Raw genomic sequence first — 26,667 nt, 5'->3', positions numbered from 1 at the left:
AACAGGCTATATGTCGAAACACCGACAATTAACGTTCTTTTCTTGTAGGAACCATACTCCATTAAGTATAATAAGAAAATGGGTATTCGAGTGTGCGAATACGAGCGGAAGGAGTTTACTGATGAACGAAGAACAACGACTTGCTAGTCAACAAGTGAAACAACCAGAACCATCGGACAAAAAATCCGAGAAGGACTATAGTAAATATTTTCAATCTGTATATACAGCGCCATCTTTAAAAGATGCAAAGAAACGTGGTAAAGAAGAAGTTCAATACCATAAAGACTTCGCGATTGATGAAAAATACTTGGGTATGGGACATGGTCGTAAATTCTACATTCGTACGTACGGTTGCCAAATGAATGAACATGATACAGAAGTAATGGCCGGAATTTTTCTGCAACTTGGTTATGAAGCAACAAATAACGTAGAAGATGCGAATGTCATTTTAATGAATACTTGTGCAATACGCGAAAATGCGGAAAACAAAGTGTTTGGTGAACTTGGTCACTTTAAGCCGTTAAAGCAAAAAAATCCTGATTTATTAATTGGTGTATGTGGCTGTATGTCGCAAGAAGAGGCAGTAGTTAAAAAAATCTTGAAAACGTATGACCAAGTTGATATGATTTTCGGGACGCATAATATTCATCGTTTACCAGACATTTTAAACGAAGCTTATATGTCGAAAGAAATGGTTATAGAAGTGTGGTCTAAAGAAGGGGATGTTATTGAAAACCTTCCGAAAGTTCGCAAAGGGAATACGAAGGCATGGGTAAATATCATGTACGGCTGTGATAAATTCTGTACATATTGTATCGTACCTTATACACGAGGAAAAGAGCGTAGTCGACGACCAGATGATATTATTCAAGAAGTGCGCCAACTAGCTGCACAGGGCTATAAAGAAGTGACATTACTTGGCCAAAACGTAAACGCTTACGGAAAAGACTTTGAGGATCTAAAGTATGGTCTTGGTGATTTAATGAATGAATTACGAACAATTGACATTCCTCGTATTCGCTTTACAACAAGTCACCCACGTGATTTTGACGATTATTTAATTGAGGTACTTGCGAAAAAAGGAAACTTAGTTGAGCACATTCATTTACCAGTGCAGTCAGGTTCGAGCGACATGTTGAAGATTATGGCTCGTAAATATACGCGCGAAAGCTATCTAGAACTTGTACGCAAAATTAGAAAAGCGATTCCAGATGTAGCGTTAACAACTGATATTATTGTCGGTTTCCCAAATGAAACGGACGAGCAATTTGAAGAAACGTTATCTTTATATAAAGAAGTTGGCTTCGAAATGGCATTCACGTACATTTATTCACCACGTGAAGGTACTCCTGCAGCGAAAATGCAGGATAATGTACCAATGGAAGTGAAAAAAGAACGTCTACAACGTTTAAATGACGTAGTGAACCAACTATGTGGAGAAGCAATTAAACAATACGACGGTCAAATCGTCGAAGTGTTAGTAGAAGGGGAAAGTAAACGTAACCCGAATGTACTAGCAGGTTATACAAGAAAAAATAAACTCGTAAACTTTGTAGCTCCTAAAGAAGTAATCGGTCAAATTGTTAAAGTACAAGTTACTGAAGCAAAAACTTGGTCATTACAAGGAGATTTTATCGAAGTTGTAACGGACCAAAAGGTGGAATTATAATGGCAGAAATATATACTAAAGATCAAATCATCGCAAAAGCAATGGAAATTGCCCATATGGTAGCAAACACGGAAGAAGTAGATTTCTTCAAACGTGCAGAAGCACAAATTAACGAAAACCAAATGGTACGTGAAAAAATTGCTAGTCTAAAAAGTTTACAAAAACAAGCAGTAAACTTCCAACATTATGGTAAAGAAAAAGCACTTCGATTAATTGAAGATAAAATTGCAAAAATTGAAGAAGAAATTGATTCTTTACCAATCGTTGAAGAATTTAAACAATCTCAAGGCGATGTAAATGATCTATTACAATTAGTTTCAAACACAATTGCGAACAGTGTGACTGATGAAATCGTTGAGTCAACTGGTGGCGACGTGTTACGTGGTGAAACAGGCTCACAAGTACAAAACTCAAAACCAGGTAGCTGCTCTTAATAGAATAATTGTTAACCCTTATGAAGAATACCTATCTTTATAAGGGTTTTCTTTATATAGTAGTACAAATTTCATTTAATAAAACTGGATGTAATATTGGAGAAGTGTATTAACTTTCCACAACTAGCTTCCCAGGTGAGAAATGGCAAACGTTTAGAACATGTTAAAGGGAAGTTGAGATAAGTTTTGTAGTAATTCTTATACATTAAATACAGTGAAAATAAACGCTGAAGGTAAATTGGATTACAGACATGACATTAATTTCACAATTAACGTATAGTACAGATTCAGAGGTGCCTTCTATAAGTTTAGCATTCAAAGTAACGGTATAATTACAGACTACTGTGTAGCCAAAGAAAGAACGGCTATTCAGTAGTTTTTTTATTTTTAAAAATTAATCTAATCACCCAATAGGCACATGCCGCATAAGATGAAATTAAGAGAAGCAAAGGAGGAATCGCACTGAAACAGTTGCGTCAAATTGTCACAAAGGCGGTCGTCGCGAAGGGTAAAAAAAGAACAGAAGTATGTGAAAATTTAAGACCACCGAATCAACCATCAAGTATTTTAGGGTGCTGGGTGATCAACCATACGCATTCAGCGAAAAAACATGGTAATTTTGTAGAAGTATCAGGCAAATTTGATGTCAATGTTTGGTACGCTTATCATAATCATTCAAAAACAGCAGTATTCTCTGAGACGGTACTATATAGAGACCGTATCAAACTACATTATAGAGATAACGAAACAACTGGTAAAGAAGAGGTTCATGTAAAGGTGATTCAACACCCGAACTGTACAGAAGCTATTATTACGCCTTGCGGTGAGCAATTCCAAGTTACAATTGAGCGAGAATTGCTTGCGGAAGTCGTAGGTGAGACAACAATTTGTATCTCAGTACATCCATTAGATTTTGAAGAAGAGTGGGATTTCGAAGATGAAAGTTCATCATCAAGCTCATCTTCTAGTTCATCATCAAGCTCATCATCGTCTTCATCATCAGGACCATCATCAGGACCTTCATTTGAATCTTCATCATTTCATTAAGCACTTTTAAAGCCGGAGGCGACGCCGGCTTATTTTTTTTTGAGAAAACTAGCTAAAAGGTATGAAACGCATTTCAAGTCTTATTTTGTTATAATAGAAATAAGATTTAGCTACACAAGAGAGGTTTTAAAATGACAACATATACACCGATGATTCAACAATATTTACAAGTGAAAGCAGATTATAAAGATGCTTTTTTATTTTTCCGATTAGGTGATTTTTATGAAATGTTCTTCGATGATGCTATAAAAGCTTCTCAAATTTTAGAAATAACATTAACGAGCCGAGATGCAGGTATGAAAGAACGCATTCCTATGTGTGGTGTGCCTCATCATTCCGCTAAAAATTATATCGAGACACTTGTTCAAAAAGGTTATAAAGTAGCAGTTTGTGAACAAACAGAAGATGTCAAACAAGCAAAGGGTGTTGTAAAACGTGAAGTTGTTCAGCTGATTACACCTGGAACAATTATGGAAGGCAAAGCGTTAGATGGAAAAACAAATCACTTCATCGCAGCTGCTGAGCAAATAAACACCTCAGAATATGCTTTTTGTTATTTAGATTTATCAACTGGTGAGGCGACTGTTACTTATGTAGAAGGTGATGGTCTAATCTTATTACAACAACTTCAATCATTTGGTATTCGAGAAATGGTTGTTTCAGAGCAATTATTTGCAGAACTAACTGAACAAGCAGAAGCATTATCTATTGTCTTATCAATTGAAGAAGAGGTAATGAATGAATCGAAAAGTGCACAGTATTTAGAAGGGGCACCAAGTAATTTACACGGTGCTGGGCGAAAGCTTCTACATTATATTGAACGTACTCAAATGCGCTCACTTACTCATATTCAACCATTCCAATACAATGAAAACAAAAATTATCTAAATATAGATACAAACTCAAAACGTAATTTAGAACTTATTCAATCACTACGTGGTGGGGATCAAAAAGGAACACTTTTATGGTTACTAGACGAAACTGTTACTGCAATGGGTGGTCGAAAATTAAAGCAATGGTTACATCAACCATTAGCAAACCGTCAACATATTGAAAATCGCTTGAGCATCGTGACAGATTTGTTGGAAGAATATTTTGTTCGAGCAGAATTACAAGAATTATTTAAACAAGTGTATGACTTAGAACGCCTAGCAGGACGTGTTGCTTTTGGAAATGTTGGAGGACGTGATTTAGCGCAATTAAGAGAATCGTTACGTCAGGTTCCTGTCATTCAAGAACAACTACAAAATTCTTCAAAAGCAAACCTACAAAACTTAGGGAACGCACTTGATTTATGTAGTGATGTAGAAAGTTATTTAAGTCATGCGATTACGGATCACCCACCAATCTCGATTAAAGAAGGCGATGTTATCCGCGGTGGCTATGATGCAAAATTAGATGAGCTTCGTTATGCCTCTCGCAACGGTAAAGACTGGATTGCAGCACTTGAGCAACAAGAGCGTGAAAAAACAGGAATTAAGAATTTGAAAATTGGTTATAACCGAGTGTTTGGATATTACATCGAAATCACTAAATCGTATATTCATTTAGCTGATTTAGAAAGATATGAACGTAAACAGACGCTTGCTAATGCAGAGCGCTACATTACAGATGAACTAAAGGAAAAAGAAGCCATTATTTTAAATGCTGAAGAAGAAAGTTTGGCACTCGAATATACTTTATTCACACAAATCCGTGAAGAATTAAAGCAATATATTCCGAGATTACAAGCACTTGCTTCTGCTATAAGTGAATTAGATGTCTACGTGGGTTTTGCAACTGTTACAGAAAAGTATCGTTTCACAAAACCAGTCTTCCATGAAGGACGCTCACTTAAAATTGTTAATGGTCGTCATCCTGTCGTCGAGAAAATGATGAATCAGCAATTATATGTGCCAAATGACTGTATATTGACTGATGATCGCAATATGATGCTAATTACAGGACCGAATATGTCTGGTAAAAGTACGTATATGAGACAAGTGGCGCTAATAACAATTCTTGCGCAAATGGGCTGCTATGTTCCAGCAGATGAAGCGGAATTACCAATAACTGATCAAATTTTCACGCGTATTGGTGCAGCGGATGATTTAGCAGCTGGACAAAGTACGTTTATGGTAGAGATGTTGGAATCACAACATGCTATTACAAATGCTACAGAGAGAAGCTTATTGCTCTTTGATGAAATTGGGCGTGGTACATCAACTTATGATGGTATGGCATTAGCACAATCTATGATGGAGTATATTCACAATAAAATCGGCGCTAATACATTATTCTCTACTCATTATCATGAATTAACAGATTTAGAAAATGACTTAAATCGTCTGCAAAATGTTCATGTATCCGCAATGGAGCAAGATGGGAAGGTAGTCTTTTTACACAAAGTAAAAAAAGGCCCGGCTGATAAAAGTTACGGAATTCATGTAGCAGAATTAGCAGAATTACCAGCTGATATTATTTCTAGAGCTCGTATTTTACTTGAAGAATTTGAGACAACTAATGCAGTCTCAGCTGCAACCGTTACAAAAGCAGAAGCAACGCCTATTGTGAAGGATGAAGCAGTTGCTATTATGAAGGACGAATCAGCACAACTTTCTCTATTTGCTGAAGAAGAGCCGAAAGAAGTTATTCAATTAGCTGTTTCTAAATTAGAACAAGATGTGCTTGAACAAATCCGATCAGTAAATGTATCTGGTACAACACCTATGGATGCATTGCAACTTGTTTATTCATTGCAACAATCTTTAATAAAAAAGTAGGAGGTGCAACAGATGGGTCATATTCATATAATGGATGAATTTTTGTCCAATAAAATCGCAGCAGGTGAAGTAGTCGAGCGACCTTCATCTGTTGTGAAAGAACTAGTTGAAAATGCCATTGATGCAGGAAGTACCTCGATTGAAGTAATTTTAGAAGAAGCCGGTCTAACTTCCATTCAAGTAATTGATAATGGTAGTGGGATGGATGAAGCTGATGCACTGAAATCCTTTCAACGTCATGCTACAAGTAAAATTGAAAATGAACATGATTTATTCCGTATTCGTACACTAGGTTTTCGTGGTGAGGCATTAGCCAGTATTGCTTCAGTTTCAAAAATTACACTCATCACATCAAATGGAGAAGTGGGTATTGAAGTGCAAATGGAAGGCGGTCATGTTATTGACAAAAAACCAGCGCCATTACGTAAAGGAACGGATATGAAAGTATCCCAACTTTTTTATAATACACCAGCTCGATTAAAATATATGAAGACGATTCAAACTGAATTAGGTCACACAATTGATTTGATGAATCGGTTGGCTCTTTGTTACCCAGATATCGCATTCAAATTACGTCATCATGACCATATATTATTACAAACGAATGGACGTGGTGATTTACGGCAAGTATTAGCGGCAATTTATGGTATTGCCAATGCGAAAAAAATGGTGCCATTTGAAGGAGAATCACTAGATTATAAAATTTCAGGGTTTGCAACAATTCCTGAAATTACAAGAGCATCTAAGAACTATATGTCTATTTTCGTCAATGGTAGATGGGTACGTCATTTTACTGTACAAAAAGCAATGATTGATGCATATCATACATTCTTGCCTATTGGGCGTTTTCCGATTTCAGTTATTCACATTGAAGGTGATCCATTTTTAACAGATGTTAATGTACATCCGTCAAAACAACAAATTCGTTTAAGTAAAGAAGCAGAATTGATGGACTTAATTGAAAAGACGTTGCATAAGGTAATTCGTCAGTCTATGCAAGCACCTGAAATTGCAGAGAAAAAGAAAAAAGTTCCGCAAACCGGGGAGCAAATTAATTTCTGGAAATCGATGAATTATAATAACACGAGTATGCCTCAATTTAATGAAAAACCTAAGCAAGAAGAAGAGTTAACTCTATTTTCAGGACCATATCCACAAGATGTTTTAAATTCATCATCCAATTTAGGTTTTGTAAAGGAAGAAACATGGGAACAAGTAAATAGTACAGACAATTTGACGGAATCAGAATTAACTGTAGAGCGGGATATAACCGATGAAGAGTTTATAATGCCAATAGAAGAATTTGAAGAGAAAGAAACGAAAGACCCATTTCCGGAACTTGAAGTTGTAGGTCAAATACATGGGACTTATATTGTGGCACAAAGCGAGGATGGTTTTTATTTAATTGACCAGCATGCTGCACAAGAACGAATTAAATATGAGTTCTTCAAAGAAAAAGTAGGTGAGGTCGATCCAAATGAACGACAAGCACTACTATTTCCGCTAACATTTCATTACTCAGCTGATGAAGCATTAGTGTTAAGGGAAAATATGACCCATTTAATAGATATAGGTGTTATTCTTGAGGAATTTGGCACAAACTCATTTGTAGTAAGAGAACATCCTGCTTGGTTCCCAAAAGATTTTGAAGAGGAAATCATTGAAGAATTAATTGAACAGGTTCTACGTGAACGTAAAACAGATATACGAAAATTACGTGAAGACGCAGCTATAATGATGAGCTGTAAACGTTCAATTAAAGCGAATCACTACTTAAATACACAACAAATGGAAGTGTTAATACAAGACTTGAAAAAAATGGTCAATCCGTTCACGTGCCCACATGGTAGACCTGTTATCGTCCATTTTAAAACGTATGAAATTGAAAAAATGTTTAAACGGGTAATGTGATTTTTACGATATAAAGGAGGAAGATAGTATGTTTTCATCTGCACAACGTGATAGTTTTATTGAAACGCTCGATGCTTATTCTTTTGATGTTTTAGTAATTGGTGGTGGAATTACAGGTGCAGGTATTGCTCTAGATGCTGTTTCTAGAGGTTTATCTGTTGCCCTTATTGATATGCAGGATTTTGCTGCTGGTACTTCTAGTCGATCAACTAAGCTAGTGCATGGTGGCTTACGTTATTTAAAACAACTACAAGTAGGTGTTGTTGCTGAAGTAGGAAAGGAACGTGCCATCGTATATGAGAATGGAGTACATATTACGACTCCGCAGTGGATGCTACTGCCTTTCTACAAAGGAGGATCATTTGGACCTTATTCAACTTCATTAGGCTTAAAAGTGTATGATAAATTAGCTCAAGTTAACAAATCAGAACGACGTAAAATGCTCAATGCTAAAGAGACTTTACAAAAAGAACCTTTACTCAAAAAAGAAGGACTATTGGGTGGGGGGTATTATGTAGAATATCGCACTGATGATGCACGTCTTACGATTGAGGTTATTAAGAAGGCTGTTGAGCTAGGTGCTGTTTGTTTAAATTATGTAAAAGCAGAAGAATTTAAGTATGAAAATGAGAAAATTACAGGAGTAGTCGTTCGCGATCAAATTTCATCTCGCACTTGGACAATTCAATCGAATTCAGTTGTAAATGCTACCGGACCATGGGTAGATGAAGTACGTAAAAAAGATCAAATTAGTAATAATAAACAGTTACGACTCACTAAAGGTGTACATATAGTGATTGATCAATCCCGTTTCCCACTTCAACAATCGGTTTATTTTGATACACCTGATGGCCGTATGGTCTTTGCAATACCTCGAGATGGAAAAACGTATGTCGGTACCACAGACACATTTTACGAGGAAAACCCAATAAATCCAGTTGCAACTGATGAAGATATTACTTATTTAATAGATACAATTCACGATATTTTCCCGGAAGTCCAAATTACTCAAAAAGACGTTGAATCGAGCTGGGCTGGAGTTCGTCCACTTATTTTCAAAGAAGGTAAAGACCCTTCAGAAATTTCTCGTAAAGACGAGATTTGGGAATCCCCAAGTGGATTGTTGACAATTGCAGGCGGAAAATTAACAGGTTATCGTAAAATGGCTGAAAATATCGTCGACAAAATAGTAGAAAAAAAACAATTTAAAAAGTCTGGACCTTGTGTTACAGAGCATTTGTCCCTTTCAGGAGCTAAAGGTATAAATCCTATAAATTTTGGCCCTTATGTAAAAAATAAAACATATGAAGGAACGAAATTAGGTTTAACTAAAGAAGAGGCGCATATGCTTGTATCTAAATATGGTACGAATATTCAAGCTATATTCAACATTATTCATACACTGAAAGTTAATAATTCAGTAGAGGACTTACCAATCGCTATACATGCTCAGCTACTTTATGCTATTCAATATGAAATGGCACAAACACCAGCAGATTTCTTTGTTCGCCGCTCAAGTCGATTATTATTTGATATCGATAGTGTCTATAATCATAAGGAAGCAGTGGTAAAACTAATGAAAAAATACTTGTCCTATTCAACAGCGCAGGAAGAGCAATATCGCTTGGAATTAGACCAAATTCTATTCGAAGCATCGCATTTTGCTAAAGAGGATATTTATGAATAAAAATACACATTCAGTTAGAGTTTCAGATGGTCACCGTATTGCGGTGACTGTCTATTTCCCTAGTGAAGAGCCGAAGGGGCATATTCACATTCTTCATGGTATGGCAGAGCATAGTGGAAGGTATGAAGGATTTGCGAATTTCCTTATAGAGCATGGTTACGTAGTTTCTATGCACGACCATCGTGGCCATGGACAAACGTCGGCTATAAACGAGTCACCTAAAGGTTATTTTGCAGACCAGCAAGGCTTTGAACGAGTTGTATCAGACGTACATGAGGTACTTGACTTTGTTCGGGCTGATCAACATTTACCTCCTGTCATTTTATTTGGTCATAGCATGGGTTCGTTTATAGCACGACGCTATACAGAGCTATACAGTGATACGCTTTCCAAAGCAATTTTCTGCGGAACTGGTGCTGCAAGTGTGACACATCAAGCTGGCCATGTACTTGCTAAAAGTCTTGCGAAATTACAAGGGAAAACGAAGGAAAGTCCATTATTAGATAAATTGTCGTTCGGTAATTTCAATCGTTCATTTTCAAATACTCAAACTGATTTTGACTGGTTATCATCCGATTCATCTGAAGTTGCTAAATATCTTGCAGATGAAGATTGCGGGTTTTTAGCGACTAATCAATTTTATGTTGATTTAACTGGTGGAATTCTAACTTTATCGAAGGAAGAAGAAATAAATAAAATTCGAAAAGATTTACCTATTCTCTTAATTAGTGGTGCAGAAGATCCTGTTGGCGGTTTTAGTAAAGGTATCTGGAAAGTTGCAAAAAGCTATCAAAGTTGCGGTTTAACAAATGTTACCGTACAGTTATTTGAAGGAAAACGACATGAAATATTAAATGAAGTAAACCGACAAGAAGTTTATAACAAAATCATATGGTGGTTAGAAAAAGAATGAGACAACAAGATTTAGAGGTAATTGCCATTGTGGGCCCTACAGCTTCAGGCAAAACTGCATTAAGTATAGAACTAGCAAAAAGGTTAAATGGAGAGATTATAAATGGTGACTCCATGCAGATTTATAGAGAACTGAATATAGGGACTGCTAAGATTACTGAAGCTGAAATGGAAGGAATACCACATCATCTATTAAGCATCAAAGAACCAACTGAAACCTTTTCAGTTGCTGAATATCAGCAACTCGTGCGTGAACGTATAGACTTTATTCGTGCGAAAGGTAAGTTTCCAATCATTGTTGGAGGAACTGGTCTTTATATTCAAGCTGTACTATTTGATTATCGCTTCACAGAAGAAAAGGTTGATGAAGCAGCACGAGAAGCCTATTATAAAGAACTTAATGAAATTGGGCCTGAGGCAATGCATGCAAAATTAGTAGAGCTTGACCCTAAAACAGCTGAAACGATTCATCCAAATAATACTCGTCGGGTAATCCGAGCACTTGAGATGATTCAGCATGGAGGTGTAGCCAAATCTTCTGATGAGCAAAACCTAGGTGATAAGCCACTTTATAAACATATTATCATTGGATTAAATATGGACCGTGAACTGTTGTATGAAAGAATAAATAAGCGTGTTGATATAATGATGGAACAAGGACTGCTTGCTGAAGTAGAAGCGCTTTGGCAAAAGAATATCCGAGGTGTACAATCGGTACAAGCCATTGGATATAAGGAGCTTTATGCATATTTTGATGGTAAACAATCACTAGAGGATGCTATAGAGCAGTTAAAACAAAATTCAAGACGCTATGCAAAACGACAATTAACTTATTTCCGTAATAAAATGGACGTTAAATGGTTCAATAGTTTAGAGGGTACAGAAAAAATAATAAGAGAAATATTGGAATATTAAAGGGTTTTTCGTAATTGAAATCGAATACATGGTATTGAGGAGAATTATTTAAATTAGAAGAGGGAGTTGCTTTGCATGAAATCTATTAACTTACAAGATGCGTTTCTAAATCAAATGCGTAAAAACGGGGTTTTCGTTACCGTTTTCTTGCTAAATGGTTTTCAATTAAAAGGTCTTATTAAATCTTATGATAATTTCACGGTACTATTGGAATCTGATGGGAAACAGCATTTGATTTATAAACATGCCATTTCGACATTCGCCCCTTCAAAATCCATTAATATTTCACAAGATAACGAAGAATAATATCAATTCGGCTAGTATAAAGACTAGCCGAATTTTTTATTTCTAGCTATACTTATAAAGATATTTGATATGTTTAATTGATAATGGAGGATTATAATGATGAAAACTATTACAACAACTGAACTTTTAGAAAAAGTTGATGCAAATGAAGATCTATTCTTAGTAGACGTTCGTGAAGATGAAGAAGTAGCGAATGGTATGATCCCAGGGGCTATCCATATTCCACTTGGATCACTACCTGATAGAATTGACGAATTAGATAAAACGAAACCTTATATCTTCATCTGCCATGCAGGTGGGCGTAGCGGTAGCGCATGTTCTTATCTTGCTGGTTTAGGATATGACGTAACGAATATGGAAGGCGGTATGCTCGCTTGGGATGGCGAGTTAGAATTCTAAGGTAATAAAAAAAGACGAATCATATATTGATTCGTCTTTTTTTATTTGCCTGAATTTTGCCCCCGTAAAGATTTAAAGGGTAGTCGCCAATGTTTCATGTATGATAATACACGTAGAGAGGTCATACTAACGAATAATATGTATAACCATAAATCTTGTTTGAAGATACCAAGACCAATAAATATACCGGCAATAGCTGCCCAAACAGCATAAACTTCTTCGCGTAATACAAGCGGCTTACGACCCGCGAGTAAATCGCGGATAATTCCGCCACCAGAACCAGTTAATACTGCAGCTACAATTGCAGCGCTGACAGGTAAATCTAACTTAACAGCAAAAAGTGCTCCTTGAATCGCAAATGCTGATAAGCCGATAGCATCAAAGAAATTGCCCCATTTATGCCAATGTTTCAATAACTTTTGTGGGAAAATAAAAACAATAGTGATAGATATAAGTGCAATTTGAAACATTGTTTCTTGCTCCCAAAGAGCAGTGACTGGTACACCGATTAGTGTATTTCGAATGGCTCCACCACCAAATGCAGTCACGATACCGAGTAAATAAACACCAAACAAATCATATTCTTCTTCCATCGCTACAATAGCTCCAGATATAGCAAAGGCAATTGTACCGACTATACTAAATACATCCCACGCCATAATAGACCCTCAACTTTCTAATAACGTCCTTGAATTGTACCAAAAACAGCGATAATTACAAGGTTTACTAATCGAATGGTTGACTCTTTGGTTGTTATTGGTAAGATGGTAATGGAAAAATAAAAAGGGAGCCGAAAAAATGACGTATTCTACAACATTTAGTAATGAATTATTAATAAAAGCAAAAGAAATTGAAGCACAAGTTAAACCGTACCATGATCACGTCGATGAAGTGGCTTTCTTCAATCAACAAAAAGTTTTAACGGCTTTTCGTAATCATCAAGTTAGTGATTTCCATCTACACCCATCAAATGGCTATGGCTATGATGATGAAGGACGCGAAAATTTAGAACGTGTTTATGCAGAAGTGTTCGGTGCAGAAGCTTGTATCGTTCGTCCACAAATTATTTCTGGCACTCACGCCATTACTTTAAGCCTCTTCGGTGTATTACGACCGGGAGACGAGCTTATGTATATTACAGGACAACCTTATGACACATTACAATCGATTGTTGATGGTGGTGACAAAGATACAGGTTCATTAAAAGACTTTAATATTACCTATCAACATATTGACTTAGAAAATGATAAAGATATTAACTGGGAGGCAGTAACGAAAGCTGTTTCTGAAAAAACAAAAGTAATCGCTATTCAACGTTCAAAAGGTTACGCATCAAGACCTTCCTTTACAGTAGAACAAATCGCTGACATGATTAAAAGAATTCGTGAAATCCAACCATCGGCTATTATATTCGTTGATAACTGCTATGGTGAATTTGTTCAAGAGATTGAACCAACAGATGTTGGAGCAGATTTAATGGCGGGCTCATTAATTAAAAACCCAGGTGGTGGCTTAGCCAAAATAGGGGGATACATTGCTGGACGAGCAGATTTAGTTGAACAATGTGCATACCGTATGACTTCGCCAGGGATTGGTGCTGAAGCTGGACCAACTTTAAATGCGCTAGCAGACTTTTATCAAGGTTTCTTCTTAGCACCACATGTTGTTGCTCAAGCGTTAAAGGGTGCGATATTCACATCTGCAATACTTGAATCAATTGGCATGACGACTTCACCACATTATTCGTCACCAAGAACTGATTTAATCCAATCCGTATCATTCCAAACGGCAGATCAAATGATTGCTTTTTGCCAAGCTATTCAAGCAAGCTCGCCAATAAACGCTCATTTTGCACCGGAACCAGCTTATATGCCTGGTTATGAAGATGATGTCATTATGGCAGCTGGAACATTTATACAAGGTGCAAGCATTGAACTATCAGCTGACGGACCAATTCGTCCACCATACACTGCGTATATTCAAGGTGGTCTAACTTACGAACATGTTAAGTATGCAGCTTTAAGTGCTGTACAAAAATTACAAAAATAATTTTCAGAAAATAATAGAAAAAACAAATAACTAAAACAAGGAAAAAGCTTAGAAAACCAGATGGCTCTAAGCTTTTTTCTTTATTTAAGCACTCATGTTAATTTATATAACATGGTATTGACAGGAAACCTAACATGATGTATTATTTGAATTGTAAAGGGGAAGGTGAATGATATGAGTCGTGAAATACGAAGATCAATGCCATTACTTCCAATTAGTATAGTCATGCAACTGACAGACTTAACGGCTCGTCAGATTCGATATTATGAAGAACATAATTTAATCGAACCTGCAAGAACAGAAGGCAATCGTCGGATGTTCTCCTTAAATGATGTCGATTCATTGCTAGAAATTAAAGACTTGTTGGAGCAGGGTATTAATATGGCAGGTATCAAAAAAGTATTTGCTTTAAAAAATGAACCAGCAATCGCGAATTTAGGTAAAAAAGATATTACGGATGCAGATTTACGTCGCATTCTAAGAGAAGAGATGCAACAAGCACAACGTCTTCAAAAAACATCTATCCGTCAAGGGGATTTATCACGTTTCTTTCAATAAGAAACTGAGTAAAATATAAAATTTATTACATGGAGAGTGAATCGAGTGGGGAAATTTACAAAAGAGGATATTAAGAGATTAGTAGCTGAAAAAGAAGTAAAGTTTATCCGTTTACAATTTACTGACATTTTAGGAACAATTAAAAATGTTGAAATTCCTGTAAGTCAATTAGATAAAGCATTAGATAATAAAATGATGTTCGATGGTTCTTCTATTGAAGGTTTCGTTCGTATTGAGGAATCAGATATGTACTTATATCCTGACTTAAGTACCTTCATGGTATTCCCATGGACTACTGGTAAAGGGACAGTATGTCGCTTCATCTGTGACGTATACAATTCTAATGGTACTCCATTCGCAGGAGACCCACGTAACAATTTACGTCGTATCTTAGCTCGCATGGAAAAAATGGGTTACACAAGCTTCAACTTAGGACCTGAGCCAGAATTCTTCTTATTCAAATTAGATGAAAAAGGCGAACCTACATTAGAATTAAATGACCACGGTGGTTACTTCGACTTAGCTCCAACAGACCTTGGTGAAAATTGCCGTCGAGATATTGTATTAGAACTTGAAGAAATGGGCTTTGAAATTGAAGCTTCTCACCATGAAGTTGCTCCAGGTCAACACGAAATTGACTTTAAATACGCTGATGCAATTACTGCGTGTGATAACATTCAAACATTCAAATTGGTTGTTAAAACAATTGCTCGTAAACACGGCTTACATGCGACATTCATGCCAAAACCAATCTTCGGTTTAAGTGGTTCAGGTATGCACTGTAACGTTTCTCTATTTAACGGAAAACAAAACATGTTCTTCGATGAAAAAGCTGAAATGCAATTATCTGAAACTGCTATGCAATTTATGGCTGGTGTTTTAAAACATGTTGAAGGTTTTACAGCAGTTACAAACCCTACAGTAAATTCTTACAAACGTTTAGTACCAGGATACGAAGCACCATGTTACATTGCTTGGTCAGGACAAAATCGCTCACCATTAGTACGTATTCCAGCTTCTCGCGGCTTATCAACTCGTATTGAAGTTCGCTCAGTTGACCCAGCTGCTAATCCGTATTTAGCTATGGCTGTTATTCTAGAATCAGGGCTTAACGGTATAGAACAACAATTAACACCACCACCAGCAGTTGATCGTAACATTTATGTAATGAGTGCTGAAGAACGTGAGGAAGCTGGTATCGGTAACTTACCGGTAAACCTTGATGATGCACTACAAGCATTAGCAAAAGATAAAGTAATTCAAGCTGCACTAGGAACTCATATTTATGAAAACTTCCGTGAAGCAAAAGAAATTGAGTTTGACATGTTCCGCACACAAGTACACCAATGGGAACGTGACCAATATTTGAAAATGTATTAATAGTTAAAACCGTTGAGGCTCTTGGCTTCAACGGTTTTTTATTTGCCCACTTAAACTCTCTGTGTGGGCATTGTTTATTTATTTGCCCGCAATTTGCCCACGGAATTTTTACGATTTGTTATTTTGCTGATTTTCTTTGCATATATTCATCGATTTATTTTCCATCTTTCTTGTAACGTGTGAATATATGTCTGATGTAATTTGAATTGATCCGTGACCTAATCTTTCCTGGACCACTTTCATAGGTACCCCAGCTTCAAGAAACATTACAGCGTGAGTATGTCTTGTAGAGTGAATTGGTAGTAATTCATGTTCTATATGTTCCATTGCAGCTTTATAAGCATTGTACAAAGTAGATTTTGGGAATGGTGTACCATCATCTCGTCCAAAAACAAAATTATTTTCTGTATTATAAAGAGAACCTACAAAAGTTCTTTTTTCTATACGGTATTTTACATACGTTTTTAGTTTCTTCATATATTCTTCTCGCATAACGATCGTACGTTCAGATGCAGATGTCTTAACCCCATCCATCATTTTTTCAGCTTTCGTGGCGTTATAATTATAAGAATCATCTATGCGGATTGTATTATCATTCCAATTAATATCATCTAACTCTAACCTTGAACATTCAATTTTCCGCATACCACTCTCGAATAGTGCTTCGAAATATATACCAAGACCGAAGCTTCGCTCATATAAAAATTCTAACACTGCTGGAATTAGCTCAGGTTGTAAGAACTTCAATCGTTTTACTGATTTTTTTGTGATTTTTGCGTGCGATGCAGGATTCTTTGAAATATAGCCATTGACCACAGCTTGTTCCATAGCCATGCGGAATGGAGTATGCACACGTCGAGCTGTCTCAGGTGAGAAACCTTTTTCAATAATGGAGTCTAATAAGTTTTGATATCTAATAGGCTTAATATCACCTAACTGCATCATACCAAGCTCGGGGATGATGTGGTTTTCTAGTGCTTGCCTATATGTTTTAATGGTATTTAATTTTCTTTTACCTACAATATATGTTTCTAACCACTCTATAAGGTAGGTACCTAAATTCATCTTAGATCCATCTATTTCGGTTGTATCGAGCATTACACGTTTACGAGCCTCTACTTGAGCTTCTTTTTTGGTTGAAAATCCACTTTTACCAATTTATTTCCATTTTCCTTCTTGAGTTTTATATTTAATCCGATATTCCCACAACTTTCCTCTCTTTCTGAATGTGGCCATATATGTTCACTCCCTTTAACTTATCAAAACATAGAATTTTGTATAATCACACTACCTGAGCAATCCACTTTTGTTTTTCTATGTATTGAATTAACCTTTTTTTTTTGGAATTTTCTTCAACATTAAAGATCTCTTGTATCATCCATACACTTAAACGATACTTATGTATTTGAAATAATTCATCCAACATAAAAGTTGGTATCGCTGCTTGTAAAGCAAAGTTCTTAGCCTTGTATTCCTGGTATTCAACGAAAAGGGGATGGAGGTGCATTTGATCACCACTATGTAATAGGACGTGACAGAGCTCATGTGTGAAGTCCTGCCATTGTTGTTGAGGTGAAAGTTCGTTATTTAAGAATATGTAGCCGGTTTGTTCAAAAAATAGTGCCTGGCTGCCATTAGACCAGTAAAAGACTTTAATGTGTAACTCTCTAGCAATTTATAAAATATTTAAATCTGTTGGTTGGTGAATATTAAATTTTGGATAGAAAGACTTAATGTAGTCCTCTAGGTGGCTATAACAATATGTATGCATGACTTTTATCTTCTATATATAGAACTAACGTTCTGTTTTAGGTTAAATTAAAACCCTGATTTTGGGAAGCAGGGTTTATTTTATAATAAACATGCTAGTTAGAATAATAAGCGTGAGAGATAGATATGTAATAGTAATATAACCTAATATATTATTAAAACGAAGTAATTCTTTATCGATGACTTTTTGCATATGAAATTGCAGGACAGCTGAATATGCAGGGTAAGGGGTGTGTGGCGTGATGGAAATCATTTGGGAACGTGAAATATGTTTTATTGTCCAGGTGACAACATGCACGAATGGCAAACACTTTTTATGTATGGTTGATAGCCTACGCTTAAACAAATTCCAATGATTCTCTTGCTAATCAGAAAGGCCTCTTCCATAAAGAAAGAGACCGATTATTACTTCTTAATCTGCTTCAATTCGAATAGCTTGAATTTCTTGGCAGTCTACGATAAGTGTTGAACCAGGTTCAGTTTCTGGATCATTAAAGAATGCGCAACAATTTTTCTGGTCTAAGGTAATAAAAATGACATCTTCTAACACCGTACCACCTTTTAGGAAAACATCAACTTCAGTCTGCGTTTGCAATCGTCTTAATTGATTACACGCGCAACCATTACAACGATGTTCTTCTTTTTCATGGTGATGTTGATTATCACACTTATCACATTTACAACCATCTCTATTAATACTCATTTTAAAGACCTCCTTTCCGATTTGAATGACTTACATTGATAACATATGGTTTAAGATGAAAAGAGGTTGTGCAATTTGTCCAATAATAAAAAAATAGATTTTTTTTGGAAGTATCTTAGTGGTGTTTAGGAAAACTTTTTTAAAGAGCGTTTGACGAAGGGATTTTAGTAACAATTATTGCACCCATCGTATTGGCAGTGGTGGTGCTTATCAAACGAACAGTAACATTTAAAAAGAATCTTATTCCGCTCACTGCATTTGCAGTGAATATTTTTATTGGCTTTGCAGCCTATCCATTTACGGATTCTGACTTGGTTTTACGTCTATGGGCAGGGGCTTTTGCAGAGTTGAGCGCTGTAGGTATATTTGAGATTACCAACTATCGTGAAGGTTTTACGAAAGCAAAAGGAGAGAAGTAATATGACTAAAATAGTAGTAATTAGTGGTGGTCATTATGGACCGTATACAGGTGCCAGTGATATTGTGGATGAGGTAACTGAGGCATGGAAAATTGCAAAACAAGTAGCCGAGGTATTGAGAGCCAAGGGAATTACAGAATAAAAGTTTTACGATACAGTATCTAAAAATCAGAATGATAACCTTGATCGAATTGTAGACTTTCACAATTCAAAAGAGCACGACTTAGATTTATCCTTCCACCTAATGCAACTGTTCAAAAAAAGAAGGAATTGGTTGTGGCATTATTATGATGCATTAGTTTTAGCAAAGAAATTTCCAAACTGTCTATTATTCAATTTAGAAACTTTTCCAACTTCTAAACCATCAGATTCAAATCGCTTTAAAATAGAATTAGTTATTACTTTTTTTGCTTTAGCTACAATAGTAATACTAGCAGTTTCACTTTTACTAACTTTGGCTTCTACGTTAACAAATGGAGTTAATATTAATGTAACTCCAATCAATAATAAGAATAATAGTCTCTTCATAATAAAATTGATCCTCCTCTTAGTTACTATAAATGTAACAAACCTCCTAAAATGTATCTGTAATAAAAATTTGTGATGAAAGAAAAGTAAATCGGATATCCACTAGTGTATTTAAAATCACTTATCCCGCCATGTAAATGAGTTTCTTCTATATAAAATAACATGCACTAATGTTACTTATATTTGCCCACATCACGTCGCGCATCTTGCCCACATCTTGCCCACATTTATTTTGGTTTTAATGATTATCATTGATGATGAAACTTTATAAACCTTGATATAACAATTGTTTTAAGGGGATATAAGGATACCTAATAATATGAAACATGTTCCGTATACAAATACACCAATGGGAACGTGACCAATACTTGAAAATGTATTAATAGTTAAAACCGTTGAGGCTCTAGGCTTCAACGGTTTTTTTGTTTAACAAGATTAACACTCTTGTGGTAACACGTTTGAAAAGTTACCACATTTATACCACGAAAAAGGTAAGTGCCTAAATTGATACGAGAGCTGTCTATTTCTGTGAAATCTAACTGACGTGCATAATAGGTGATTAAACAAGACTGGCTTTAAGTTCTCTTAGAATTAAAAGAACACCAATTCCATACACAATAGAAATTGCTAAAGGTACAAGTGTGAAAGCTTGATCAACAAGGAAGCTACCTATGAATAGAGCGGAAAGACAGGTGCCTAAAGTAACAAATAAATAAGCTTTGCTTTTATAAATCCACATGTAAGGCAGAAAATGAGATCCTGCAAGTAAACCAATTGTGAAGGGAAGGTATTCAGGGATTTTCATATACACAATTATATATACAGGTATATAAAAAGCTTGGGGAGCTGCAACTATTCCACCTAAAGCACCTAAATGATTGTTAGTAGTATATAAATTAACACCAAGAATTTTACTAATAAGAATTCCAATAGGGAAAATGGCGCCTAAGCCAAATATCCAAATTAAACGTACAGCTTCTATTGGGAAAACTAAGGGCATTAGTGTGAAAATTAAGAATACAATCGCGCCAGACAGCAATATTGGGAATCCTTTTTTTGCTTCAAAAATGATTTCTTTTTGTAATTCATCCAAAGTTTTACTCATAAATACACTCCTTCATAAAATTGGTATAATATTTCTATAATATACCAGTGTTTAACTAGCTTTTCTATAGCTGATTGTTAAACGGAATTGCTTTAGGGATTATCGTTTACCGATGTCACCAATTTGGGGTATTAACCAAGTATACTTCGCTAAGTTAAATCAAAGGTTAGGATATTTACTTTCCACTCTGCCTATTTTTAAATTACTTTGATTCAAATGGATGAGTAAAATCTCTAAAATAAAAAACAATTAAAGGGATATTAGGTAAAATATAGAATATAACAAATGTGGGAAAATAATCATTCGGAGGTTGATATTAATGAAAAAGTCGATGTTATCTATTGCTGCTTTACTAGTCTTGAGTTTATCGTTTGGTGCAAGTGCAAATGCTACACCACCAAGTAATGGATGGGAAGGTGGAGGTGGTAGTGTTAAGCCGCCTAAGTGCAATAATCAAGGTCAATGCCCAATTGCCTAATGACAACGAAACAAGAGCATCCTTCGGGGTGCTTTTTTTGCTTTGACATAAACGAATGCCTAAATGACTAAAACCCCTTATTGGATGGCGTTCGTTTGCATAAGTGTGAAATATATAGAATGTCAAATATGTAAAATACTTCTTAACTTCTATTGCCGTATATTCGTGAAGGCGGTGATGATTGGTTGAGAAGAAATTGAATCCTAAACAATGTGCCTTTGCTAATCAACAAGAGAAGTATTGGAATACCTCACAAGTATCATTCGTGGCGGAAAGTGACCAATACTTGAAAATGTATTAATAGTTAAAATCGTTGAGGCTCTATGTTTCAACGGTTTTTTACTTACCACGATTCAATCTCTCGTGGTAACGCATTTAATTACTACTTAATTTTAACGATTTGTTTTTTGCTTATCTTTTGTAACTAAAATATAAAATAAATCACGATAACGATATATGGGACTGCGTGATATAGATTGTGCGATTATACTAACTATATATTTTGGTTATGTATATAAAAAAAGATTGCAAGAATCAATATTTCACTGATTCCTACAATCCGATATAGTTGTGCCTTATAATACGTTACGATACAAACCAACTACTTTTCCTAAGATGGAAACTTGATCTACAATAATTGGCTCCATAGAAGAGTTTTCTGGCTGTAAGCGGAAATAAGATTCTTCTTTAAAAAATCGTTTTACAGTTGCTTCATTATCCTCTGTCATCGCAACAACAATTTCGCCATTACTCGCGGTTGCTTGTTGTTTCACGATTACATAGTCTCCATCTAATATACCAGCTTCGATCATAGATTCGCCCATAATTTCAAGCATAAAAATTTGATCCTCAGTTGTTCCGTAAGAATCCGGAATTGGGAAGTATTCTTCAATATTCTCAATTGCAGTAATAGGAAGGCCTGCAGTAACTTTACCAACTAGCGGTACATGTACAACACCTTGTTTTGCGATTGTAGAATCTTGCTGATCTAAAATTTCGATTGCACGAGGTTTCGTTGGATCTCGTCGAATCAGCCCTTTGCTCTCAAGTCTAGCAAGATGTCCGTGGACTGTAGAACTTGATGCAAGACCAACTGCTTCACCAATTTCACGGACGGAAGGTGGGTATCCTTTAGTGCGAACTTCCTCTTTGATGAAAGACAATATATCTTCTTGTCTTTTCGATACTTTTTTCAATCCAATCACCTCTTTATCTCATACTATGTAAAAGTTATTAATAGTATAGCATTAGCGAACAAACAGTGCAAACATAAGTTCGAAAAAGCCGTTGACAAAAACAAACGTTCGGTTTATATTGAGAACATACATTCCGAACAGGTATTCGAAAAAGGGGAGAATAAGTGTGAGTTGGTTCAAAAAAAATCAATATATTACATTACTTTTTGGATTTTGCGTAATCTTTACAACAATATTAGTAGTTGTAAATAGTGGGAAAACATCATATAAAGAAATTAAAGTCCATGACGGAGATACTTTAATTTCTCTTGCAGATAGATATAAAGGGAAAATGGCTAACCATGAATGGATAGCAAAAGTTAAAAATGAAAATAATTTAATTGACGATACTATATATGCGGGGCATACTCTAATAGTTCCGGAACATGATAATTTAAAAGTTCCAAATATAGGAGTAGAAGTGGCGAGTGATAAAAGATGAAACAAAAAATAGCTATTCTCTATTGCCGTGTAAGTACTGAAAAAGATACACAAGATACTTCGCTTGAAAGGCAAGAGATTGAGTTAAGGGAATTTGCAACAAGTAAAGGATATGAAGTTGCACAAGTCTTTACAGATCGACATAGTGGATATGATATTGATCGGGAAGGTTTACTTGATTTACTTGAGTGTGTGAAGGAATATGAACAACCAGCACTATTTGTTCAAGATGAGACGCGCTTAGGGCGTGGTAATGGCCGAATGGCGGTACTTCATTTATTGCAAAAAACGAATACAGATATTTTTACATTAAGTGATGCAGGTCAAGTTCGGCTAAATGAAATGGACGCTATGTTGCTAGAAATTCTAGCGATAGTAGAAGAATATCAACGTAAATTACATAACGCGAAAATCCGTAGAGGGATGAGGAGAGCTGTACAGAACGGGTATAGGCCAGAAAAGAATTTAAAAGATCGAGGAAATCCTGAGGGACGAGATCGCATAGATGTTCCGATTGAACAAATTATTCAACTTAGACAAAAGGGTATGACATTTGAAGAAATAACAGACACTTTGAGAGGATTGGGATTCCAAGTTAGTAAAGCGACAATTCATCGAAGATTTATGGAATTTAAAGAGAAAAATAAAGACTAAAAGCTTGCGCTTGCGGTCTTTTTTGCATACCTTTGTATTAAGGTCTGTATGAAAGGTGAGAAATAAATGTTATCAAAAGAAAAATTACAACGTATAAGTGTACTTTCGAAAAAATCAAAGTCACAAGGTTTAACTGTAGAAGAAGCAAAAGAACAAACAACACTTCGTAAGGAGTACTTAGACACATTCCGATCTTCAATGCGTGAGACGATTGAAAATGTTCGTGTTTTCGATCCAGAGGGAAATGAAGTAACGCCTGAGAAGCTACGTCAAAAACAAAATAAGAATAATCGGTTAAATTAAACACATATTTATAGAGAAAACATTGTTTTATATTAGATTTTTGACTAAAATATATTAGTACACTATTTAGCTTAAGAAAGGATGTCTATTAAAATGACTCAACAAGCAGATCAGCTTGCAATTAACACAATTCGAACTTTGTCAATTGATGCTATTGAAAAGGCTAACTCAGGTCACCCAGGATTACCAATGGGGGCTGCTCCAATGGCTTATACTCTTTGGACAAAACAACTTCGTCACAATCCTTCAAACCCTAAATGGTTTAACCGCGATCGCTTTATTTTATCAGCAGGTCATGGCTCGATGCTTTTGTATAGCCTATTACACTTAGGTGGATATGATTTACCAATGGAAGAAATCAAAAACTTCCGTCAATGGGATTCAAAAACACCTGGTCACCCAGAATATGGTCATACAGCAGGAGTTGAAGCAACAACTGGACCATTAGGACAAGGTATTGCAATGGCTGTTGGTATGGCAATGGCGGAAAGTCACCTTGCAGGCGTTTATAACAAGCCTGAACATAAAGTAGTAGATCATTATACATTTGCACTTTGTGGTGATGGGGATTTGATGGAAGGTGTTGCTGCTGAGGCAATTTCTTTAGCGGGTCACTTACAACTTGAAAAACTGATAGTGCTATATGATAGCAATGATATTTCTTTAGATGGCGATTTAAATAAATCATTCTCTGAAAACATTCAAAAACGTTTTGGATCATATAACTGGAACTACATTCGTGTAGATGATGGTAATGATATTGAAGCGATAAATAAGGCCATTGAACAAGCAAAAGCTCATCAAGGCCAACCTACTATTATTGAAGTAAAAACAGTTATTGGCTACGGATCTCCAAACAAATCAGGTAAAGCTGACTCTCACGGTTCTCCACTAGGTGCTGATGAAGTGAAACTTACTAAAGAACACTACTCATGGCCTCATGAACCATTCCATGTACCTGAAGATGTATATGCAACGTTTAAACAAGCGGCTGAAGTTCAAGGAACTCTTGCTGAAGCTACTTGGAATGAACAATTTGAAGCTTATAAAAAAGCATATCCTGCACTTGCAGAACAGTTTGTAAATGCGATGAATGGGGAACTTCCTGAAGATTTCGCATCTGCAGTACCTGTTTATGAAGCTGGTAAATCAATTGCTACACGTTCATCTTCTGGTGAAGTTATCAATGCACTTGCAAAAAACACGCCTTCATTCTTTGGAGGAAGTGCGGATTTAGCTGGATCAAATAAAACATACATGAAAGATGCTGGCGATTTCACAGCAGAAACTCCAGAAGGTCGTAACATTTGGTTTGGTGTTCGAGAATTTGCTATGGGTGCAGCTTTAAATGGTATGGCACTTCATGGTGGTGTAAACGTCTTTGGTGGTACATTCTTCGTCTTCAGTGACTATGTACGTCCAGCAATTCGTCTATCTGCATTAATGGGACTACCTGTAACATATGTATTTACGCATGACAGTATTGCTGTTGGTGAAGATGGTCCAACACATGAACCTGTTGAACATTTAGCTGCATTACGCGCTATGCCAAACCTTTCTGTTATTCGTCCTGCTGATGCAAACGAATCTGCGGAAGCTTGGAAATTAGCTGTATCATCTAAAAACCAACCAACAGTTTTAGTGCTTTCTCGTCAAAACTTACCTGTGTCTGAAAACTCGGCTTCACTTGCTGCTGAGGGTGTAGCTAAAGGTGCTTATGTTGTTTCAAAAGCAACTAAAGAAGTAGCGGATGCACTAATTTTAGCAACTGGCTCAGAAGTTAGCCTTGCTATAGAAGCTCAAAAACAACTAGCAGCTGAAGGTATTGATGTATCAGTTGTTTCTATGCCATCATTCGATCGTTTTGAAGCTCAAGATGCAGCTTATAAAGAAGCAGTATTACCAAAAACAATTACAAAACGTTTAGCAATTGAAATGGGTTCATCATTCGGCTGGCATAAATATACTGGCTTTGAAGGTGATGTTCTAGCAATTGATAAATTTGGTGCAAGTGCGCCAGGTGAAATTGTTATGAACGAATATGGCTTCACTGTAGAAAATGTTGTTGCAAAAGTAAAAGCATTATTTGCTTAAAAAAATAGCGATAATATTGAAAAGTAGAGGATTTTTTCCTCTACTTTTTCTTTTTTGACAAATAAAGTGCTTTATATCGGACGTCAATTGACAAAATGTTCTTGCAATCTTTGCTATACTGTTTACAAGAGGGGAGTGGTAATCTTGCGAATATATTCAATCTTTCATGTGAAAAAGAAACATCAGGCTTTTGTTTATGGTAGAGAACGTTTACTATTCGATTTAATTCAATCCTCAAATACGTATGAGCATGCAATACATCCGACGCAAGAGATCTCCTATTTATGTGAGCCATTGGATATGATGGAAATTGAACTAATCATTCAACAACAATTAGGTAATAGCTTTTCAGGCATTCAAACGAAGGATCACCAAATCTTTTTAATGAATGAATTTAAAGGGGAAATCCAGATTGATATTTTTCCTTATTACATAGCTGTTGTCTGTGTTGGGTCACGCATGCTAGAATTAGACTTATTTGCAACATTATCAAAATTAAGTGATTGCTTTATCGGATTTAATAAAGATGAAATGGAATGTGGTTGGTTAAAACCGCTTAAATTCCATTCGCACGAAAGACGATAAATCTTGGCAAACAGTAGTATGTAGTGGTTTTTTATTGTATAATCCTTGTTGGAGATAGTTTTCTCGCATAAGAAACTTGGAGGAGGAAAACCAGTGAATACTACGTTATGGATTATACTTGTTATCGTGGCATTAATAGCAGGAGTAGCTATAGGTTTCTTTGTTGCCCGTCAATATATGATGAAATACTTAAAAGACAACCCACCTATTAACGAACAGATGCTACGAGTAATGATGTCTCAAATGGGACGTAAACCGTCTGAAAAACAAATCAAACAAATGATGAACTCAATGAATAAATTAAGCGGTAAATAAAAAATAGC

The 26,667-nt window shown here is 35.9% G+C and carries 29 protein-coding genes; 22 read left to right on the top strand and 7 right to left on the bottom strand.

Features of this window, described 5'->3' with window-relative positions; all coding sequences use genetic code 11:
- Window positions 1-121: 121 nt before the first annotated feature.
- The 10 genes from miaB (at window position 122) to MHH85_RS14505 (ending at window position 12,042) form a co-directional block, all read left to right on the top strand.
- Window positions 122-1,669, top strand: a complete 1,548-nt coding sequence (gene miaB, locus MHH85_RS14550; RefSeq protein WP_193738769.1) for a tRNA (N6-isopentenyl adenosine(37)-C2)-methylthiotransferase MiaB — start codon at window positions 122-124, stop codon at window positions 1,667-1,669.
- Window positions 1,669-2,103, top strand: coding sequence for a RicAFT regulatory complex protein RicA family protein (locus MHH85_RS14545; protein WP_193738770.1), 435 nt, complete (start codon window positions 1,669-1,671; stop codon window positions 2,101-2,103). The genes miaB and MHH85_RS14545 overlap by 1 nt, the downstream gene beginning before the upstream one ends.
- Window positions 2,104-2,565: 462 nt before the next feature.
- Complete coding sequence (gene cotE, locus MHH85_RS14540) at window positions 2,566-3,150, top strand: outer spore coat protein CotE (RefSeq protein WP_193741170.1); 585 nt, start codon at window positions 2,566-2,568, stop codon at window positions 3,148-3,150.
- Between the two features lie 131 nt (window positions 3,151-3,281).
- Entirely contained in the window at window positions 3,282-5,912 is a 2,631-nt protein-coding gene (gene mutS / locus MHH85_RS14535; RefSeq protein ID WP_340707591.1) for a DNA mismatch repair protein MutS, read from the top strand.
- A 12-nt stretch (window positions 5,913-5,924) separates the two neighbouring features.
- Window positions 5,925-7,823 carry a DNA mismatch repair endonuclease MutL gene (mutL, locus tag MHH85_RS14530; protein WP_340707590.1) on the top strand — a complete coding sequence of 633 codons (1,899 nt, stop codon included), beginning with the start codon at window positions 5,925-5,927 and terminating at the stop codon, window positions 7,821-7,823.
- 28 nt (window positions 7,824-7,851) lie between these two features.
- Window positions 7,852-9,510, top strand: a complete 1,659-nt coding sequence (locus MHH85_RS14525; RefSeq protein WP_340707589.1) for a glycerol-3-phosphate dehydrogenase/oxidase — start codon at window positions 7,852-7,854, stop codon at window positions 9,508-9,510.
- Entirely contained in the window at window positions 9,503-10,423 is a 921-nt protein-coding gene (locus tag MHH85_RS14520) for an alpha/beta hydrolase (RefSeq protein WP_340707588.1), read from the top strand. The genes MHH85_RS14525 and MHH85_RS14520 overlap by 8 nt, the downstream gene beginning before the upstream one ends.
- Window positions 10,420-11,337 carry a tRNA (adenosine(37)-N6)-dimethylallyltransferase MiaA gene (miaA, locus tag MHH85_RS14515; RefSeq protein WP_340707587.1) on the top strand — a complete coding sequence of 306 codons (918 nt, stop codon included), beginning with the start codon at window positions 10,420-10,422 and terminating at the stop codon, window positions 11,335-11,337. The genes MHH85_RS14520 and miaA overlap by 4 nt, the downstream gene beginning before the upstream one ends.
- A 75-nt stretch (window positions 11,338-11,412) precedes the next feature.
- Window positions 11,413-11,643: an RNA chaperone Hfq gene (gene hfq, locus MHH85_RS14510; protein ID WP_038184348.1), complete on the top strand. Its 231-nt coding sequence runs from the start codon at window positions 11,413-11,415 to the stop codon at window positions 11,641-11,643.
- A 99-nt stretch (window positions 11,644-11,742) separates the two neighbouring features.
- Complete coding sequence (locus tag MHH85_RS14505) at window positions 11,743-12,042, top strand: rhodanese-like domain-containing protein (RefSeq protein ID WP_340708180.1); 300 nt, start codon at window positions 11,743-11,745, stop codon at window positions 12,040-12,042.
- A 41-nt stretch (window positions 12,043-12,083) separates the two neighbouring features.
- On the opposite strand, the gene MHH85_RS14500 is transcribed toward MHH85_RS14505, so the two are convergent.
- Window positions 12,084-12,701: a trimeric intracellular cation channel family protein gene (locus MHH85_RS14500; RefSeq protein ID WP_193738776.1), complete on the bottom strand. Its 618-nt coding sequence runs from the start codon at window positions 12,699-12,701 to the stop codon at window positions 12,084-12,086.
- Window positions 12,702-12,840: 139 nt separating this feature from the next.
- Between MHH85_RS14500 and MHH85_RS14495 the strand changes: the two genes are divergently transcribed.
- From MHH85_RS14495 to glnA, 3 genes are all read left to right on the top strand, one after another.
- A complete protein-coding gene (locus MHH85_RS14495; protein ID WP_340707586.1) occupies window positions 12,841-14,091 on the top strand; it encodes a methionine gamma-lyase family protein in 1,251 nt (416 codons plus the stop codon).
- Between the two features lie 174 nt (window positions 14,092-14,265).
- Complete coding sequence (locus MHH85_RS14490; protein WP_038184365.1) at window positions 14,266-14,649, top strand: MerR family transcriptional regulator; 384 nt, start codon at window positions 14,266-14,268, stop codon at window positions 14,647-14,649.
- Between the two features lie 45 nt (window positions 14,650-14,694).
- Window positions 14,695-16,029, top strand: a complete 1,335-nt coding sequence (gene glnA, locus MHH85_RS14485) for a type I glutamate--ammonia ligase (protein ID WP_193738778.1) — start codon at window positions 14,695-14,697, stop codon at window positions 16,027-16,029.
- Between the two features lie 108 nt (window positions 16,030-16,137).
- Here glnA and MHH85_RS14480 read toward each other — a convergent pair whose 3' ends face one another.
- From MHH85_RS14480 to MHH85_RS14475, 3 genes are all read right to left on the bottom strand, one after another.
- Window positions 16,138-17,094: a tyrosine-type recombinase/integrase gene (locus tag MHH85_RS14480; RefSeq protein WP_340707585.1), complete on the bottom strand. Its 957-nt coding sequence runs from the start codon at window positions 17,092-17,094 to the stop codon at window positions 16,138-16,140.
- Between the two features lie 217 nt (window positions 17,095-17,311).
- Entirely contained in the window at window positions 17,312-17,686 is a 375-nt protein-coding gene (locus MHH85_RS22300; protein ID WP_445684127.1) for an ImmA/IrrE family metallo-endopeptidase, read from the bottom strand.
- Window positions 17,687-18,211: 525 nt separating this feature from the next.
- Window positions 18,212-18,502, bottom strand: coding sequence for a hydrolase (locus MHH85_RS14475; protein ID WP_227752186.1), 291 nt, complete (start codon window positions 18,500-18,502; stop codon window positions 18,212-18,214).
- 203 nt (window positions 18,503-18,705) lie between these two features.
- On the opposite strand from MHH85_RS14475, the gene MHH85_RS14470 reads away from it, so the two are divergent.
- Together MHH85_RS14470 and MHH85_RS14465 are read left to right on the top strand one after the other, a co-directional pair.
- Window positions 18,706-18,921 (top strand): holin, encoded by a 216-nt coding sequence (locus MHH85_RS14470; RefSeq protein ID WP_340707584.1) that lies wholly within the window; start codon window positions 18,706-18,708, stop codon window positions 18,919-18,921.
- A 1-nt stretch (window position 18,922) separates the two neighbouring features.
- Window positions 18,923-19,063 carry a hypothetical protein gene (locus MHH85_RS14465; protein ID WP_340707583.1) on the top strand — a complete coding sequence of 47 codons (141 nt, stop codon included), beginning with the start codon at window positions 18,923-18,925 and terminating at the stop codon, window positions 19,061-19,063.
- Between the two features lie 143 nt (window positions 19,064-19,206).
- On the opposite strand, the gene MHH85_RS14460 is transcribed toward MHH85_RS14465, so the two are convergent.
- Entirely contained in the window at window positions 19,207-19,449 is a 243-nt protein-coding gene (locus tag MHH85_RS14460; protein WP_340707582.1) for a hypothetical protein, read from the bottom strand.
- 559 nt (window positions 19,450-20,008) lie between these two features.
- Entirely contained in the window at window positions 20,009-20,554 is a 546-nt protein-coding gene (locus tag MHH85_RS14455) for a DUF7010 family protein (protein WP_340707581.1), read from the bottom strand.
- Window positions 20,555-20,873: 319 nt separating this feature from the next.
- Here MHH85_RS14455 and MHH85_RS14450 point away from each other — a divergent pair, with 319 nt between their 5' ends.
- The gene (locus MHH85_RS14450; protein WP_193738833.1) at window positions 20,874-21,032 is read left to right on the top strand and encodes a hypothetical protein; all 159 of its coding nucleotides are present in this window, start codon (window positions 20,874-20,876) and stop codon (window positions 21,030-21,032) included.
- 575 nt (window positions 21,033-21,607) lie between these two features.
- Here MHH85_RS14450 and lexA read toward each other — a convergent pair.
- Window positions 21,608-22,228: a transcriptional repressor LexA gene (gene lexA, locus MHH85_RS14445; protein WP_193738834.1), complete on the bottom strand. Its 621-nt coding sequence runs from the start codon at window positions 22,226-22,228 to the stop codon at window positions 21,608-21,610.
- A 166-nt stretch (window positions 22,229-22,394) separates the two neighbouring features.
- On the opposite strand from lexA, the gene yneA reads away from it, so the two are divergent.
- From yneA to MHH85_RS14415, 6 genes are all read left to right on the top strand, one after another.
- Entirely contained in the window at window positions 22,395-22,709 is a 315-nt protein-coding gene (gene yneA, locus MHH85_RS14440) for a cell division suppressor protein YneA (RefSeq protein WP_193738835.1), read from the top strand.
- Window positions 22,706-23,362 carry a YneB family resolvase-like protein gene (locus tag MHH85_RS14435; protein ID WP_193738836.1) on the top strand — a complete coding sequence of 219 codons (657 nt, stop codon included), beginning with the start codon at window positions 22,706-22,708 and terminating at the stop codon, window positions 23,360-23,362. Before yneA ends, MHH85_RS14435 begins: the two co-directional genes overlap by 4 nt.
- 66 nt (window positions 23,363-23,428) lie before the next feature.
- Complete coding sequence (locus MHH85_RS14430) at window positions 23,429-23,665, top strand: DUF896 domain-containing protein (RefSeq protein WP_193738837.1); 237 nt, start codon at window positions 23,429-23,431, stop codon at window positions 23,663-23,665.
- A 93-nt stretch (window positions 23,666-23,758) separates the two neighbouring features.
- Window positions 23,759-25,759 carry a transketolase gene (tkt, locus tag MHH85_RS14425; RefSeq protein ID WP_340707580.1) on the top strand — a complete coding sequence of 667 codons (2,001 nt, stop codon included), beginning with the start codon at window positions 23,759-23,761 and terminating at the stop codon, window positions 25,757-25,759.
- 144 nt (window positions 25,760-25,903) lie between these two features.
- Window positions 25,904-26,344, top strand: coding sequence for a sporulation inhibitor of replication protein SirA (gene sirA / locus MHH85_RS14420; protein WP_340707579.1), 441 nt, complete (start codon window positions 25,904-25,906; stop codon window positions 26,342-26,344).
- 93 nt (window positions 26,345-26,437) lie between these two features.
- Window positions 26,438-26,659, top strand: a complete 222-nt coding sequence (locus MHH85_RS14415) for a YneF family protein (protein WP_038191006.1) — start codon at window positions 26,438-26,440, stop codon at window positions 26,657-26,659.
- Window positions 26,660-26,667: the final 8 nt, after the last annotated feature.

This window comes from Viridibacillus sp. FSL E2-0187, from assembly GCF_038006425.1.
GTDB classification, from domain to species: domain Bacteria; phylum Bacillota; class Bacilli; order Bacillales_A; family Planococcaceae; genus Viridibacillus; species Viridibacillus arvi.
Note: the sequence above shows the minus strand (reverse complement) of the source record. Positions and strands in the feature narration are given on the sequence as shown.